The sequence below is a fragment of the Pseudomonas sp. SDO55104_S430 genome (genome assembly GCF_054070595.1).
The window spans coordinates 16,337-31,475 of record NZ_JBSVXG010000016.1 but is presented as its reverse complement, the minus strand read 5'-3'; the positions used below and the strand labels follow the sequence as shown (position 1 = coordinate 31,475).

Here is a 15,139-nt window from a genome sequence, read left to right as displayed (position 1 = left end):
TCTTTACAATCTCCTGGATTACACGCGGCGCTTCTTCGGCGGACGGCACCCGTTGTGCGGGATTGGCGTCACGTCGGTGATGCTGGCGATCTTGTAGCCACAGCCGTTCAAAGCGCGGACTGCGGATTCACGACCTGGACCTGGGCCCTTGACGTTTACGTCGAGGTTTTTCAGGCCGTATTCCAGCGCAGCTTGACCAGCACGCTCAGCAGCTACTTGAGCAGCGAACGGGGTGGACTTGCGGGAACCGCGGAAACCCGAACCACCGGAGGTAGCCCAGGAAAGAGCGTTACCTTGACGGTCGGTAATGGTCACGATGGTGTTGTTAAAAGAAGCATGGATGTGGGCGATGCCATCAACCACTGTCTTTTTAACTTTTTTACGAGGACGAGCAGCAGGTTTTGCCATGATTAAATTCCTGTCGATTCGCTGGGGCGATTACTTGCGGATCGGCTTACGCGGACCTTTACGGGTACGCGCGTTGGTCTTGGTACGCTGACCGCGTACTGGCAGACCACGACGATGACGCAGACCGCGATAGCAACCGAGGTCCATCAAGCGCTTGATTTTCATGTTGATTTCGCGACGCAGGTCACCTTCAGTGGTGAACTTCGCCACTTCGCCACGCAGCTGTTCAATTTGCTCGTCGCTCAGATCCTTGATCTTCGCAGCTGGGTTTACCCCAGTCTCTGCACAGATTTTCTGTGCAGTAGTGCGACCAACACCATAGATGTAGGTCAGCGAGATAACAGTATGCTTGTTATCTGGAATGTTAACGCCTGCAATACGGGCCATTCAGTGGGACTCCAATTGACAGCTACCTACGCCCCGGAAGCCAAGAAATAGGGCGCGAGATAATATCGCTGTAATAACAAATAATCAACCCGGCAGCGCACTAGCTGCCGGGCTTGAAGCACAATCACACTCAGCCTTGGCGCTGTTTGTGACGCGGTTCCGCGCTGCAAATTACTCGAACAACACCTTCGCGGCGAATAATCTTGCAGTTACGGCACAGCTTTTTCACCGATGCACGAACTTTCATCACCAACTCCTCGAACCTTATGGGTACTCAGCGCAACATGCCGCTGCCGTAACCCTTCAGGTTGGCTTTCTTCATCAGGGATTCGTACTGGTGCGAAACGAGGTGCGATTGTACTTGGGACATGAAGTCCATCACAACCACGACCACGATCAGCAACGAGGTCCCGCCAAGGTAGAACGGAACGTTGGCTGCAACCACCAGGAACTGGGGCAACAGGCAGACGGCCGTCATGTAAAGAGCACCGAACATGGTCAAGCGAGTCAGAACGCCATCAATGTAGCGCGCAGACTGCTCACCTGGACGGATGCCCGGAATAAAGGCACCGGACTTCTTCAGGTTTTCCGCTACGTCTTTCGGATTGAACATCAACGCCGTATAGAAGAAGCAGAAGAAAATAATCCCTGCACTAAACAGCAGAATATTCAACGGCTGACCAGGAGCGATCGACTGCGAGATGTCCTGCAACCAGCCCATACCTTCAGACTGGCCGAACCAGGCACCCAACGAAGCCGGGAACAGCAAGATGCTGCTCGCGAAAATGGCCGGAATAACGCCGGCCATGTTCACCTTCAACGGCAAGTGGCTGGTCTGCGCAGCGAAGACCTTGCGGCCCTGCTGACGCTTGGCGTAGTGAACAGCGATACGACGCTGACCACGCTCAATGAACACCACGAAACCGATAATCGCTACTGCCAGCAAACCGATGGCAACCAGGGCGAAGATGTTGATATCACCCTGACGCGCAGACTCGAAAGACTGCCCGATCGCTCTCGGAAGACCGGCGACGATACCCGAAAAAATCAACATCGAGATACCGTTGCCAACACCACGCTCAGTAATCTGCTCACCCAGCCACATCATGAACATCGCGCCAGCCACAAAAGTGGATACCGCGACGAAATGGAAGCCAAAGTCACCAGTGAACGCTACGCCCTGCCCCGCCAAACCAATGGACATGCCAATAGCCTGAACGAGGGCGAGGACGACAGTGCCGTAGCGGGTGTACTGGCTGATCTTGCGACGGCCAGCTTCACCTTCCTTCTTCAACTGCTCCAGCTGCGGGCTGACAGCGGTCATGAGCTGCATGATGATCGATGCCGAAATGTACGGCATGATCCCCAGTGCAAAGATGCTCATACGCTCCAGCGCGCCGCCGGAAAACATGTTGAACAAGCTAAGAATGGTCCCCTCATTCTGTCGAAACAGGTCCGCGAGTCGGTCCGGGTTGATACCTGGAACCGGGATGTGTGCGCCTATTCGGTAGACGATAATCGCCAGGAACAGAAAACGCAGACGAGCCCAGAGTTCAGACATACCGCCTTTGCCGAGCGCAGAGAGAGCACCTTGCTTAGCCATTTATTCCTCGAACTTGCCGCCAGCTGCTTCGATAGCCGCACGCGCACCTTTGGTGGCGCCGATTCCCTTTCCGATGGTTACAGCGCGAGCCACTTCACCGGACAGCATGATTTTCACGCGCTGTACGTTGACGTTGATCACGTTGGCATCTTTCAGGGACTGCACGGTGACGATGTCGCCTTCCACTTTAGCCAGCTCGGACAGACGCACTTCTGCGCGATCCATGGCTTTCAGGGAAACGAAACCGAACTTCGGCAGGCGACGATGCAGCGGCTGTTGACCGCCTTCAAAGCCTGGAGCAATGGTGCCACCGGAGCGGGAGGTCTGACCTTTGTGACCACGGCCACCAGTCTTACCCAAACCACTACCGATACCACGGCCCGGACGATGCTTTTCGCGACGGGAACCCGGCGCTGGACTCAGATCATTGAGTTTCATCGATTAACCCTCGACACGCAGCATGTAGTAAGCCTTGTTGATCATCCCGCGGTTCTCGGGAGTATCCTGGACTTCTACAGTGTGACCGATGCGACGCAGACCCAGACCCTTAACGCACAGTTTGTGGTTAGGGATGCGGCCGGTCATGCTTTTGATCAGCGTAACTTTTACGGTAGCCATGATCAGATGATCTCCTTCACGCTTTTGCCACGCTTGGCAGCAATGGACTCAGGAGATTGCATAGCCTTCAGACCCTTGAAAGTGGCGTGAACCACGTTTACAGGGTTAGTCGAGCCATAGCACTTGGCCAGAACGTTCTGAACGCCAGCAACTTCGAGAACGGCACGCATAGCGCCGCCAGCGATGATACCGGTACCTTCGGAAGCAGGCTGCATGTAAACCTTCGAAGCGCCGTGAGCGGACTTCGTGGAGTACTGCAGAGTGGTGCCGTTCAGATCAACCTGGATCATGTTGCGGCGAGCAGCTTCCATTGCCTTCTGGATCGCAGCAGGCACTTCACGCGACTTGCCACGGCCGAAGCCAACACGGCCTTTACCATCACCAACCACGGTCAACGCGGTGAAAGTGAAGATACGGCCGCCTTTAACGGTTTTGGCTACGCGGTTAACTTGAACCAGCTTCTCGATGTAGCCTTCGTCGCGCTTTTGGTCGTTATTTGACATAACTTAGAACTCCAGCCCAGCTTCACGAGCAGCATCAGCCAGCGCCTTAACGCGGCCGTGGTACTTGAAGCCAGAGCGGTCGAAAGCCACCTGCGAGACGCCAGCGGCCTTAGCACGCGAAGCGACCAGCTGGCCAACCTTAGTGGCCGCGTCGATGTTGCCGGTGGCACCATCACGCAGTTCTTTATCCAAAGTCGAGGCGCTTGCCAGGACTTTGTTGCCGTCGGCCGAAATGACCTGGGCGTAGATGTGCTGCGAAGAGCGGAACACGCAGAGACGCACGACTTCGAGTTCGTGCATTTTCAGGCGTGCTTTGCGAGCGCGACGCAGTCGAGTAACTTTTTTGTCGGTCATTTGCTATGCCCTACTTCTTCTTGGCTTCTTTACGACGGACGACTTCGTCCGCGTAGCGCACACCTTTGCCTTTGTACGGCTCTGGTGGACGGAAGTCGCGGATCTCGGCGGCCACTTGACCTACCAGCTGCTTGTCGATGCCCTTGATCAGGATATCGGTCTGGCTAGGAGTCTCAGCAGTGATGCCTGCCGGCAGTTCGTAATCCACTGGATGCGAGAAGCCAAGAGCCAGGTTCAGCACTGTGCCTTTTGCTTGCGCTTTGTAACCAACACCGACCAGCTGGAGCTTGCGCTCGAAGCCTTGGCTTACGCCTTGGACCATGTTGTTAACCAGCGCACGAGTGGTACCGGCCATTGCGCGAGTCTGTTGATCGCCATTGCGAGCAGCGAAACGCAGCTCACCGGCTTCTTCAACGATCTCAACGGACGAATGGACGTTCAGTTCGAGAGTGCCCTTGGCACCCTTCACCGAAAGCTGTTGGCCTGCGAATTTTACTTCGACGCCGGCTGGCAGCTTAACGGGGTTCTTAGCGACGCGAGACATGCTTATCCCCCCTTAGAACACAGTGCAAAGAACTTCGCCGCCGACACCGGCAGCGCGCGCAGCACGATCAGTCATCACACCCTTGTTGGTGGAGACGATAGACACGCCCAGACCGCCACGAACTTTCGGCAGATCTTCGACGGACTTGTACTGACGCAGGCCTGGACGGCTAACGCGCTTAACTTCTTCGATAACCGGACGGCCTTCGAAATATTTCAGCTCGATAGACAGCAGTGGCTTGGTTTCGCTGCTGATCTGATAACCCGCAATGTAACCTTCGTCCTTCAGGACTTTGGCAACAGCCACCTTCAACGTGGAAGAAGGCATGCTTACGACGGACTTTTCAGCCATCTGGGCATTACGGATTCGAGTTAGCATGTCCGCTAACGGGTCCTGCATACTCATGGGCTAGACGCTCCTAAAACAGAAAAATTAGCCTTGCGGCTACTACGTATCGCCGAGAATCTCCGAGCATAAAAACACGGGCTCAGGCGAGCCGGGTATTCTAGACACACCCCGGAAATGAATCAAGCCCCATAAGGGGCTTGATTCAGATTCAAGGCCACCGGCGGTCAGGTTATTGCAAACCGGAACGCCGAGACTTTGACAGTGCTTACCAGCTGGCTTTAACCAGACCTGGTACGTCACCACGCATTGCCGCTTCACGCAGTTTGTTACGGCCCAGGCCGAACTTGCGGTAAACGCCATGCGGACGACCAGTCAGGCGGCAACGGTTACGCATGCGCGAGGCGCTTGCGTCACGTGGTTGCTTCTGCAGAGCTACGGTAGCTTCCCAACGCGCTTCTGGACTTGCGTTCAGATCAACGATGATAGCTTTCAGCGCTGCACGCTTGGTGGCGTACTTGGCAACGGTGAGCTGACGCTTCAGCTCACGGTTTTTCATGCTCTTCTTGGCCATTTTCCTACTCCAATCAGTTGCGGAACGGGAATTTGAAAGCACGCAGCAGTGCGCGGCCTTCGTCATCGTTCTTGGCAGTGGTGGTCAGGGTAATGTCCAGACCGCGGAGAGCATCGATCTTGTCGTAGTCGATTTCCGGGAAAATGATCTGCTCTTTCACGCCCATGCTGTAGTTGCCACGACCATCGAAGGACTTGGCATTCAGGCCGCGGAAGTCGCGAACCCGAGGCAGGGAGATCGACAGCAGACGATCCAGGAACTCGTACATACGCTCACGGCGCAGGGTCACTTTGACGCCGATCGGCCAACCTTCACGGACTTTAAAGCCAGCGATGGATTTGCGAGCGTAGGTCACAACGACTTTCTGGCCGGTGATCTTTTCCAGGTCAGCAACAGCGTGCTCGATGACTTTCTTGTCGCCGATCGCTTCGCCCAGACCCATGTTCAGGGTGATCTTGGTAACGCGCGGAACTTCCATCACGTTCGAAAGCTTAAGTTCTTCCTTAAGTTTCGGTGCGATTTCCTTCCGGTAAATCTCTTTTAGTCGTGCCATGGTCTTCTACCTAGCAGTGTTCAAGCATCAACCGCTTTTTGGGTCGACTTGAAGACACGAATTTTCTTACCGTCTTCTACTTTGAAACCAACGCGGTCAGCCTTGTTGGTTTCGCCGTTGAAGATGGCGACGTTGGAAGCGTGCAGTGGCGCTTCTTTCTCGACGATACCGCCTTGTACGCCCGACATCGGGTTAGGCTTGGTATGACGCTTGACCAGGTTCAGACCGCCAACAACCAGACGGTTGTCAGCAAGAACCTTCAGCACCTTACCGCGCTTACCTTTGTCTTTGCCGGCGATCACGATGATCTCGTCGTCACGACGAATCTTTTGCATGTCGGATCTCCTTACAGCACTTCTGGGGCGAGCGAGACGATCTTCATGAACTTCTCAGTACGAAGTTCACGGGTCACTGGCCCAAAGATACGGGTGCCGATCGGCTCTTGCTTGTTGTTCAACAGAACAGCAGCGTTGCCATCAAAGCGGATAATGGAGCCATCAGCACGACGTACGCCGTGACGAGTGCGGACTACTACAGCAGTCATCACTTGGCCTTTTTTCACTTTACCGCGAGGAATTGCTTCCTTGACGGTAACTTTGATGATGTCACCGATACCAGCGTAACGACGATGGGAGCCACCCAGCACCTTGATGCACATAACACGGCGAGCGCCGCTGTTATCGGCCACATCGAGCATGGATTGAGTCTGAATCATATAATTTCTCCGACCCCTAGTCCTTAGACTTCCACAGCGCGTTCGAGAATATCAACCAGCGCCCAAGACTTGGTCTTGGCCAAAGGACGAGTTTCACGAATAGTGACTTTGTCGCCGATGTGGCACTGGTTGGTTTCGTCGTGCGCGTGCAGCTTAGTCGAACGCTTAACATATTTACCGTAGATCGGGTGCTTAACGCGACGCTCGATCAGAACGGTGATGGTTTTGTCCATCTTGTCGCTGACAACACGGCCAGTCAGCGTACGGACAGTCTTTTCGGCTTCAGCCATGATCACTTACCTGCCTGCTGGTTGAGCACAGTCTTCACGCGAGCGATGTCACGCTTAACTTGCGAGAGCAGATGCGACTGCCCCAACTGGCCAGTTGCTTTCTGCATGCGCAGATTGAACTGGTCGCGCAGCAAGCCGAGCAGTTGCTCGTTCAGCTGCTGTGCGGATTTTTCACGAAGTTCATTCGCTTTCATCACATCACCGTCCGCTTAACAAAGGAGGTGGCGAGCGGCAGCTTTGCAGCAGCCAGGGCGAAAGCCTCACGCGCCAGCTCTTCAGAAACACCCTCGATTTCATACAGGACTTTGCCTGGCTGAATCTGGGCAACCCAGTATTCGACGTTACCCTTACCTTTACCCATCCGAACTTCGAGAGGCTTTTTGGAAATAGGCTTGTCCGGGAATACACGGATCCAGATCTTGCCGCCACGCTTTACGTGACGGGTCAGAGCACGACGCGCTGACTCGATCTGACGAGCGGTGAGACGACCACGAGCAACAGACTTCAGCGCGAACTCGCCGAAGCTGACTTTGCTACCGCGCAGTGCCAGACCACGGTTGTGGCCGGTCATCTGCTTGCGGAACTTCGTACGCTTTGGTTGCAACATTTTGCGTACCCCTTACTTAGCAGCTTTTTTACGAGGCGCTGGTGCTTGTGGCTTCAGCTCTTCTTGGCGACCACCAATTACTTCGCCTTTGAAGATCCAAACCTTCACACCGATCACACCGTAAGTGGTGTGAGCTTCGTAGGTGGCATAGTCGATATCGGCACGCAGGGTGTGCAGTGGCACACGACCTTCGCGATACCATTCAGTACGTGCGATTTCAGCACCGCCGAGACGACCGCTCACTTGGATTTTGATGCCTTTGGCACCAATGCGCATGGCGTTCTGTACTGCGCGCTTCATAGCGCGACGGAACATTACGCGACGCTCCAGCTGCTGAGCTACGCTCTGCGCAACCAGCATACCGTCGAGCTCCGGTTTGCGGATCTCTTCGATATTGATGTGCACAGGCACACCCATTTGCTTGGTCAGGTCCTGACGCAGTTTCTCAACATCTTCACCTTTCTTCCCGATAACGATACCTGGACGAGCGGTGTGGATGGTGATGCGTGCAGTTTGAGCCGGACGATGGATATCGATACGGCTTACGGACGCGCTTTTTAGTTTGTCTTGGAGATACTCACGCACATTCAGATCTGCGAGCAAATAGTCCGCATAAGTCCGACCGTCTGCGTACCAGACGGAGGTGTGCTCCTTGACGATTCCCAGGCGAATGCCAATGGGATGTACTTTCTGACCCATCTCTTCGACTCCGTTACTTGTCAGCAACCTTGACAGTGATATGGCAAGACCGCTTGACGATGCGATCAGCACGGCCTTTGGCACGTGGCATGATGCGCTTCAGCGAACGCCCTTCGTTGACGAAAACGGTGCTGACCTTCAGGTCATCAACGTCTGCGCCTTCGTTATGCTCGGCGTTGGCTACGGCCGACTCCAGCACTTTCTTCATGATCTCGGCGGCTTTCTTGCTGCTGAAAGCCAACAGGTTGAGCGCTTCGCCCACCTTCTTCCCGCGGATCTGGTCGGCGACCAAGCGGGCTTTCTGGGCGGAGATTCGAGCGCCCGACAACTTAGCGGCTACTTCCATTTCCTAACCCCTTAACGCTTGGCTTTCTTGTCTGCCACGTGCCCGCGATAAGTGCGGGTACCGGCGAACTCGCCCAGTTTGTGGCCGACCATGTCTTCGTTCACGAGAACTGGGACGTGCTGACGACCGTTGTGTACAGCAATGGTCAGACCGACCATTTGTGGCAGGATCATCGAACGGCGCGACCAGGTTTTCACTGGTTTGCGATCGTTCTTCTCCGCCGCCACTTCGATCTTCTTCAGTAGGTGAAGATCGATAAAAGGACCTTTTTTCAGAGAACGTGGCACTGTCGTATCCCTCTATTTACTTGCGACGACGGACGATCATTTTGTCGGTACGCTTATTACCACGAGTCTTCGCGCCCTTAGTCGGGAAGCCCCATGGCGATACCGGATGACGACCACCGGAGGTACGACCTTCACCACCACCATGCGGGTGGTCAACCGGGTTCATGGCAACACCACGAACGGTTGGGCGAACGCCACGCCAGCGTTTGGCACCAGCTTTACCCAGCGAACGCAGGCTGTGCTCGGAGTTCGAGACTTCACCCAGGGTCGCGCGGCATTCAGCCAGCACTTTACGCATCTCACCAGAACGCAGACGCAGGGTCACGTAGACACCTTCACGAGCGATCAGCTGAGCCGAAGCACCAGCGGAACGAGCGATCTGAGCGCCTTTACCTGGCTTCAACTCGATGCCGTGTACGGTGCTACCAACTGGAATGTTACGCAGTTGCAGAGCGTTGCCCGGCTTGATCGGCGCCAGAGCACCTGCGATCAGCTGGTCGCCAGCGCTCACGCCTTTAGGGGCGATGATGTAGCGACGCTCGCCATCTGCGTACAGCAGCAGAGCGATGTGAGCAGTACGGTTTGGATCGTATTCGATACGCTCGACAGTGGCAGCGATGCCATCTTTGTCGTTGCGACGGAAGTCGACCAGACGATAATGCTGCTTATGACCACCACCAACGTGACGAGTGGTAATACGGCCATTGTTGTTACGACCACCAGACTTCGATTTCTTCTCGAGCAGCGGTGCGTGAGGAGCGCCTTTATGCAGCTCCTGGTTGACCACCTTGACCACAAAACGGCGGCCAGGGGAAGTCGGTTTGCATTTAACGATTGCCATGATGCACCCCTTCCTTACTCAGCACTGCTGCTGAAATCGAGATCTTGGCCTGGCTGAAGGGAGATAACTGCCTTCTTCCAGTCATTACGCTTGCCCAGACCGCGAGCAGTACGCTTGCTCTTACCCAGAACATTCAGGGTAGTAACGCGTTCTACTTTCACGCTGAACAGGCTTTCGACGGCCTTCTTGATTTCCAGCTTGGTTGCGTCAGTAGCAACCTTGAAAACGAACTGGCCTTTCTTGTCTGCCAGAACCGTAGCCTTCTCGGAAACGTGCGGGCCAAGCAGAACTTTAAATACGCGTTCCTGGTTCATCCCAGCAGCTCCTCGAATTTCTTCACGGCCGACACGGTGATCAACACCTTGTCGTATGCGATCAGACTAACTGGATCGGAACCTTGCACATCACGCACGTCGACGTGTGGCAGGTTACGAGCAGCCAGGTACAGGTTCTGATCAACAGCGTCCGACACGATCAAAACGTCGGTCAGGCTCATGTTGTTCAGCTTGCCCAGCAGGTCTTTGGTTTTCGGAGTTTCAACAGCGAAATCCTGAACCACGACCAGACGATCAGTACGCACCAGCTCAGCAAGAATCGAACGCAGCGCAGCGCGATACATTTTCTTGTTCAGCTTTTGGGAGTGATCCTGAGGACGAGCTGCGAAAGTGGTACCGCCGCCACGCCAGATTGGGCTACGGATAGTACCGGCACGAGCACGACCAGTACCTTTCTGACGCCATGGGCGCTTGCCGCCACCGGAAACGTCGGACCGGGTTTTCTGCTGCTTGCTACCCTGACGGCCGCCAGCCATGTAGGCCACGACTGCTTGGTGAACCAGCGTCTCGTTGAATTCGCCGCCAAATGTCAGTTCGGAAACTTCGATCGCTTGAGCGTCATTTACATTTAATTGCATGTCAGCTTCCCCTTAACCGCGAGCCTTGGCTGCTGGACGTACAACCACGTTGCCGCCAGTAGCGCCAGGAACAGCGCCCTTGACCAACAACAGATTGCGTTCAGCGTCCACGCGCACTACTTCGAGGGACTGTACGGTCACGCGCTCAGCGCCCATATGACCGGACATTTTCTTGCCCTTGAATACACGACCAGGAGTCTGGCACTGGCCGATAGAGCCTGGAACGCGGTGGGATACGGAGTTACCGTGGGTGTTATCTTGCCCGCGGAAGTTCCAACGCTTGATCGTACCCTGGAAGCCTTTACCTTTGGACTGACCGGTTACATCAACCAGTTGACCAGCGGCAAAGAGTTCGGCCTTGATCAGATCGCCGGCCTGGTACTCGCCTTCTTCAAGACGGAATTCCATTACGGTACGACCAGCGGCAACGTTCGCCTTGGCGAAGTGGCCAGCCTGAGCTGCTGTTACACGCGAAGCACGACGCTCGCCGACAGTGACTTGCACTGCACGATAGCCATCGGTCTCTTCAGTTTTGAACTGGGTGACACGATTCGGCTCGATCTCAATGACCGTGACCGGAATGGAGACACCTTCTTCGGTGAAAATACGGGTCATACCGCATTTACGACCGACTACACCAATAGTCATGTTGTAAACCTCATGAGTGTACGGGGCTTTCACCCGCTATGGCCGCCCATTTCAGAGCGTTACACGACCAAGACCGAGTCTTAGCCGAGGCTGATCTGCACTTCCACACCGGCCGCAAGATCAAGCTTCATAAGAGCATCAACGGTTTTATCCGTTGGCTGGACGATGTCCAGAACGCGCTTATGAGTACGGATCTCGTACTGGTCACGCGCGTCTTTGTTGACGTGCGGGGAGACCAGAACGGTGAACCGCTCTTTACGGGTAGGCAATGGAATTGGACCACGCACTTGAGCACCAGTACGTTTCGCGGTTTCCACGATTTCCTGGGTTGATTGGTCGATCAGGCGATGGTCGAAAGCCTTCAACCTGATACGGATTTGCTGATTTTGCATTGGATTTCAGACTCCGGCTGCTATTCCCACCGGGCGCAATACGCCCGTTAAAAGGAGGCGCAATTCTATAGACGCTCCAGATAGGTGTCAACCCAATAAAAAAGCCCCCGCTGAGCGGGGGCTTTTTCAAAGCATCAAAGCTATCTCGACAAGAGATTACTCGATGATTTTAGCTACAACACCAGCACCAACGGTACGGCCGCCTTCACGGATAGCGAAGCGCAGACCGTCTTCCATTGCGATGGTCTTGATCAGGGTAACAGTCATCTGAATGTTGTCACCTGGCATTACCATTTCAACGCCTTCTGGCAGTTCGCAGTTACCGGTCACGTCAGTAGTACGGAAGTAGAACTGTGGACGGTAGCCTTTGAAGAACGGAGTGTGACGACCGCCTTCTTCTTTGCTCAGAACGTAAACTTCTGCGGTGAACTTGGTGTGCGGCTTAACCGAACCTGGCTTAACCAGAACCTGACCACGCTCAACGTCGTCACGCTTGGTACCACGCAGCAGAACGCCGCAGTTCTCGCCAGCACGACCTTCGTCCAGCAGCTTGCGGAACATTTCAACACCGGTGCAGGTGGTGGTGGTGGTGTCACGCAGACCAACGATTTCCAGTGCGTCTTGAACGCGAACGATACCGCGCTCGATACGACCAGTCACAACAGTACCACGACCGGAGATCGAGAATACGTCTTCGATTGGCATCAGGAACGGCTTGTCGATAGCACGCTCTGGCTCTGGGATGTAGCTGTCCAGAGTTTCTACCAGCTTCTTAACAGCGGTAGTGCCCATTTCGTTGTCGTCTTTGCCTTCCAGCGCCATACGAGCGGAACCGATGATGATTGGAGTGTCATCACCCGGGAAGTCGTAAGTGCTCAGCAGGTCGCGAACTTCCATCTCAACCAGTTCCAGCAGCTCAGCGTCGTCTACCAGGTCAGCCTTGTTCAGGAAAACCACGATGTACGGAACGCCTACCTGACGGGACAGCAGGATGTGCTCACGGGTTTGTGGCATCGGACCATCGGCAGCCGAGCAAACCAGGATCGCGCCGTCCATCTGGGCAGCACCGGTGATCATGTTCTTCACATAGTCAGCGTGACCTGGGCAGTCAACGTGAGCGTAGTGACGAATGTTCGAGTTGTACTCAACGTGCGCGGTGTTGATGGTAATACCGCGAGCTTTTTCTTCTGGAGCGCTGTCGATCTTGTCGAATTCAACTACGGCCGAACCGAAAACTTCGGAGCAGACGCGAGTCAGAGCAGCGGTCAGAGTGGTTTTACCGTGGTCAACGTGACCGATGGTGCCAACGTTTACGTGCGGTAGGGAACGATCAAATTTTTCTTTAGCCACGACAATTAACTCCTAGCCTAAAGGGGCTGAATCAGCCTTGTTTTTTGGTTACAGTTTCGACGATGTGCGACGGAGCTGTATCGTATTTTTTGAATTCCATAGAGTAGCTTGCGCGACCCTGGGACATGGAACGAACGTCGGTCGCGTAACCGAACATCTCACCCAGCGGTACCTCGGCACGAATTACCTTGCCGGAGACCGTGTCTTCCATACCCTGGATCATGCCACGGCGACGGTTAAGGTCGCCCATCACATCACCCATATAGTCTTCAGGCGTAACAACCTCTACCGCCATGATCGGCTCGAGCAACTCACCACCGCCCTTCTGGGCCAGTTGCTTGGTCGCCATGGAAGCAGCCACCTTGAACGCCATCTCGTTGGAGTCGACGTCGTGGTAGGAACCATCGAACACAGTAGCCTTCAGGCCGATAAGCGGATAGCCGGCGACAACGCCGTTTTTCATCTGCTCTTCGATACCTTTCTGGATAGCCGGGATGTATTCCTTAGGAACCACACCACCCACTACTTCGTTCACGAATTGCAGACCTTCCTGACCTTCGTCAGCAGGGGCAAAACGGATCCAGCAATGACCGAACTGGCCACGACCGCCGGATTGACGAACGAACTTGCCTTCGATTTCGCAGTTCTTCGTGATGCGCTCACGATACGAAACTTGAGGCTTACCGATGTTGGCTTCAACGTTGAACTCACGGCGCATCCGGTCAACCAGGATGTCCAGGTGCAACTCACCCATACCAGAGATGATCGTTTGACCAGTCTCTTCATCAGTCTTGACGCGGAAAGACGGGTCTTCCTGAGCAAGTTTGCCCAGTGCGATACCCATTTTTTCCTGGTCATCCTTGGTCTTAGGCTCTACGGCAACCGAAATTACCGGCTCCGGGAAGTCCATACGAACCAGGATGATTGGCTTGTCAGCGCTGCAGAGGGTCTCACCAGTGGTGACGTCCTTCATGCCGATCAGGGCCGCGATGTCGCCAGCGCGTACTTCCTTGATCTCTTCACGGGCGTTTGCGTGCATTTGCACCATGCGACCCACGCGCTCTTTCTTGCCTTTGACCGAGTTGATTACGCCGTCGCCGGAGTTCAACACACCCGAGTAAACGCGGACGAATGTCAAAGTACCCACGAACGGGTCGGTAGCGATCTTGAACGCCAGTGCCGCGAACGGCTCTTCATCGTTCGCATGACGCTCCATTTCCTCTTCCTCGTTATCAGGGTTGGAACCCTTGATAGCAGGAATGTCGGTCGGAGCTGGCAGGAAGTCGATAACGGCGTCGAGAACCAGGGGAACACCCTTGTTCTTGAAAGAAGAACCGCAAACAGCCAGAACGATTTCACCGGCGATAGTACGCTGACGCAGAGCAGCCTTGATCTCTTCGATCGACAGCTCTTCGCCTTCCAGGTACTTGTTCATCAGCTCTTCGCTGGCTTCGGCAGCAGCTTCAACCATGTTGTTGCGCCACTCTTCAGCCAGCTCTTGCAGCTCAGCCGGGATGTCCTTGCGAACAGGAACCATACCCTTGTCGGAGTCATTCCAGTAGACAGCTTGCATGTTGATCAGATCGATCTGACCCTGGAAGTTGTCTTCGGAACCGATGGCCAACTGAATCGGCACCGGAGTGTGACCCAGACGCTGCTTGATCTGACCGATCACGCGCAGGAAGTTGGCACCAGCACGGTCCATCTTATTTACGTAAACAAGACGAGGAACGCCGTATTTGTTGGCTTGACGCCATACGGTTTCCGACTGAGGCTCAACACCCGAAGTACCACAGAACACAACGACAGCGCCGTCGAGTACGCGCAGGGAACGCTCCACTTCAATGGTGAAGTCTACGTGACCCGGGGTATCGATAACGTTGAAGCGATGCTCGTGCGAGTACTGCTTCTCGGAACCTTTCCAGAAGGCGGTAATTGCAGCAGAAGTAATGGTAATACCACGCTCCTGCTCCTGCACCATCCAGTCTGTGGTCGCGGCGCCGTCATGCACCTCGCCCATTTTGTGACTTTTGCCGGTGTAAAAAAGGACGCGCTCGGTGGTGGTGGTTTTACCAGCATCCACGTGAGCGACGATACCGATGTTACGGTAGCGGCTAATCGGAGTAGTACGAGCCATAAAGCCCTCGCAAAATTAGTGAAGC

General features: G+C 54.8%; 27 protein-coding genes. All 27 read right to left on the bottom strand.

Annotation, left to right across the window (positions count from 1 at the left end):
- Positions 1–18 precede the first annotated feature (18 nt).
- Complete coding sequence (rpsK, locus tag ACW9JE_RS05385) at positions 19–408, bottom strand: 30S ribosomal protein S11 (protein WP_002555466.1); 390 nt, start codon at positions 406–408, stop codon at positions 19–21.
- Positions 409–438: 30 nt separating this feature from the next.
- Positions 439–795 carry a 30S ribosomal protein S13 gene (gene rpsM, locus ACW9JE_RS05380; RefSeq protein ID WP_009045849.1) on the bottom strand — a complete coding sequence of 119 codons (357 nt, stop codon included), beginning with the start codon at positions 793–795 and terminating at the stop codon, positions 439–441.
- Between the two features lie 130 nt (positions 796–925).
- Positions 926–1,042: a 50S ribosomal protein L36 gene (gene rpmJ / locus ACW9JE_RS05375; RefSeq protein WP_002555468.1), complete on the bottom strand. Its 117-nt coding sequence runs from the start codon at positions 1,040–1,042 to the stop codon at positions 926–928.
- A 27-nt stretch (positions 1,043–1,069) separates the two neighbouring features.
- Positions 1,070–2,398 carry a preprotein translocase subunit SecY gene (gene secY / locus ACW9JE_RS05370; RefSeq protein ID WP_003228718.1) on the bottom strand — a complete coding sequence of 443 codons (1,329 nt, stop codon included), beginning with the start codon at positions 2,396–2,398 and terminating at the stop codon, positions 1,070–1,072.
- Positions 2,399–2,836 (bottom strand): 50S ribosomal protein L15, encoded by a 438-nt coding sequence (gene rplO, locus ACW9JE_RS05365; protein ID WP_011336169.1) that lies wholly within the window; start codon positions 2,834–2,836, stop codon positions 2,399–2,401. It lies immediately after the preceding gene.
- Between the two features lie 3 nt (positions 2,837–2,839).
- Positions 2,840–3,016, bottom strand: coding sequence for a 50S ribosomal protein L30 (gene rpmD, locus ACW9JE_RS05360; protein ID WP_003176408.1), 177 nt, complete (start codon positions 3,014–3,016; stop codon positions 2,840–2,842).
- 2 nt (positions 3,017–3,018) lie between these two features.
- Positions 3,019–3,519 carry a 30S ribosomal protein S5 gene (gene rpsE, locus ACW9JE_RS05355; RefSeq protein ID WP_175377086.1) on the bottom strand — a complete coding sequence of 167 codons (501 nt, stop codon included), beginning with the start codon at positions 3,517–3,519 and terminating at the stop codon, positions 3,019–3,021.
- Positions 3,520–3,522: 3 nt separating this feature from the next.
- On the bottom strand, positions 3,523–3,873 hold the full coding sequence (gene rplR, locus ACW9JE_RS05350; protein WP_010443919.1) for a 50S ribosomal protein L18: 351 nt from the start codon (positions 3,871–3,873) through the stop codon (positions 3,523–3,525).
- Between the two features lie 10 nt (positions 3,874–3,883).
- Positions 3,884–4,417 (bottom strand): 50S ribosomal protein L6, encoded by a 534-nt coding sequence (gene rplF / locus ACW9JE_RS05345; protein WP_175377085.1) that lies wholly within the window; start codon positions 4,415–4,417, stop codon positions 3,884–3,886.
- A gap of 12 nt (positions 4,418–4,429) precedes the next feature.
- Positions 4,430–4,822 (bottom strand): 30S ribosomal protein S8, encoded by a 393-nt coding sequence (rpsH, locus tag ACW9JE_RS05340; RefSeq protein WP_003228724.1) that lies wholly within the window; start codon positions 4,820–4,822, stop codon positions 4,430–4,432.
- A gap of 208 nt (positions 4,823–5,030) precedes the next feature.
- The gene (gene rpsN, locus ACW9JE_RS05335; protein WP_003228726.1) at positions 5,031–5,336 is read right to left on the bottom strand and encodes a 30S ribosomal protein S14; all 306 of its coding nucleotides are present in this window, start codon (positions 5,334–5,336) and stop codon (positions 5,031–5,033) included.
- A gap of 13 nt (positions 5,337–5,349) precedes the next feature.
- Complete coding sequence (gene rplE, locus ACW9JE_RS05330; protein WP_003210069.1) at positions 5,350–5,889, bottom strand: 50S ribosomal protein L5; 540 nt, start codon at positions 5,887–5,889, stop codon at positions 5,350–5,352.
- A gap of 20 nt (positions 5,890–5,909) precedes the next feature.
- Positions 5,910–6,224 (bottom strand): 50S ribosomal protein L24, encoded by a 315-nt coding sequence (gene rplX, locus ACW9JE_RS05325; RefSeq protein ID WP_003186046.1) that lies wholly within the window; start codon positions 6,222–6,224, stop codon positions 5,910–5,912.
- 11 nt (positions 6,225–6,235) lie between these two features.
- Entirely contained in the window at positions 6,236–6,604 is a 369-nt protein-coding gene (gene rplN, locus ACW9JE_RS05320; RefSeq protein ID WP_002555479.1) for a 50S ribosomal protein L14, read from the bottom strand.
- A gap of 23 nt (positions 6,605–6,627) precedes the next feature.
- Positions 6,628–6,894, bottom strand: a complete 267-nt coding sequence (gene rpsQ, locus ACW9JE_RS05315) for a 30S ribosomal protein S17 (RefSeq protein WP_003444370.1) — start codon at positions 6,892–6,894, stop codon at positions 6,628–6,630.
- Between the two features lie 2 nt (positions 6,895–6,896).
- The gene (gene rpmC / locus ACW9JE_RS05310; protein WP_002555481.1) at positions 6,897–7,088 is read right to left on the bottom strand and encodes a 50S ribosomal protein L29; all 192 of its coding nucleotides are present in this window, start codon (positions 7,086–7,088) and stop codon (positions 6,897–6,899) included.
- Positions 7,088–7,501: a 50S ribosomal protein L16 gene (gene rplP, locus ACW9JE_RS05305; RefSeq protein ID WP_003228729.1), complete on the bottom strand. Its 414-nt coding sequence runs from the start codon at positions 7,499–7,501 to the stop codon at positions 7,088–7,090. Before rplP ends, rpmC begins: the two co-directional genes overlap by 1 nt.
- A 12-nt stretch (positions 7,502–7,513) precedes the next feature.
- The gene (rpsC, locus tag ACW9JE_RS05300) at positions 7,514–8,200 is read right to left on the bottom strand and encodes a 30S ribosomal protein S3 (protein WP_007924192.1); all 687 of its coding nucleotides are present in this window, start codon (positions 8,198–8,200) and stop codon (positions 7,514–7,516) included.
- Positions 8,201–8,213: 13 nt separating this feature from the next.
- A complete protein-coding gene (rplV, locus tag ACW9JE_RS05295; RefSeq protein ID WP_003103908.1) occupies positions 8,214–8,546 on the bottom strand; it encodes a 50S ribosomal protein L22 in 333 nt (110 codons plus the stop codon).
- 11 nt (positions 8,547–8,557) lie between these two features.
- Positions 8,558–8,833 (bottom strand): 30S ribosomal protein S19, encoded by a 276-nt coding sequence (gene rpsS, locus ACW9JE_RS05290; RefSeq protein WP_002555486.1) that lies wholly within the window; start codon positions 8,831–8,833, stop codon positions 8,558–8,560.
- A gap of 16 nt (positions 8,834–8,849) precedes the next feature.
- Entirely contained in the window at positions 8,850–9,674 is an 825-nt protein-coding gene (gene rplB / locus ACW9JE_RS05285; protein ID WP_007924198.1) for a 50S ribosomal protein L2, read from the bottom strand.
- 14 nt (positions 9,675–9,688) lie between these two features.
- Positions 9,689–9,988: a 50S ribosomal protein L23 gene (gene rplW / locus ACW9JE_RS05280; RefSeq protein ID WP_002555488.1), complete on the bottom strand. Its 300-nt coding sequence runs from the start codon at positions 9,986–9,988 to the stop codon at positions 9,689–9,691.
- Positions 9,985–10,587, bottom strand: a complete 603-nt coding sequence (gene rplD, locus ACW9JE_RS05275) for a 50S ribosomal protein L4 (protein WP_080925911.1) — start codon at positions 10,585–10,587, stop codon at positions 9,985–9,987. Before rplD ends, rplW begins: the two co-directional genes overlap by 4 nt.
- A 12-nt stretch (positions 10,588–10,599) precedes the next feature.
- Positions 10,600–11,235, bottom strand: coding sequence for a 50S ribosomal protein L3 (gene rplC, locus ACW9JE_RS05270; RefSeq protein WP_085728002.1), 636 nt, complete (start codon positions 11,233–11,235; stop codon positions 10,600–10,602).
- A gap of 80 nt (positions 11,236–11,315) precedes the next feature.
- The gene (rpsJ, locus tag ACW9JE_RS05265) at positions 11,316–11,627 is read right to left on the bottom strand and encodes a 30S ribosomal protein S10 (RefSeq protein WP_003186070.1); all 312 of its coding nucleotides are present in this window, start codon (positions 11,625–11,627) and stop codon (positions 11,316–11,318) included.
- 156 nt (positions 11,628–11,783) lie between these two features.
- Positions 11,784–12,977 (bottom strand): elongation factor Tu, encoded by a 1,194-nt coding sequence (gene tuf / locus ACW9JE_RS05260; protein WP_010220303.1) that lies wholly within the window; start codon positions 12,975–12,977, stop codon positions 11,784–11,786.
- Between the two features lie 31 nt (positions 12,978–13,008).
- Positions 13,009–15,114, bottom strand: coding sequence for an elongation factor G (fusA, locus tag ACW9JE_RS05255; protein WP_457432156.1), 2,106 nt, complete (start codon positions 15,112–15,114; stop codon positions 13,009–13,011).
- Positions 15,115–15,139: the final 25 nt, after the last annotated feature.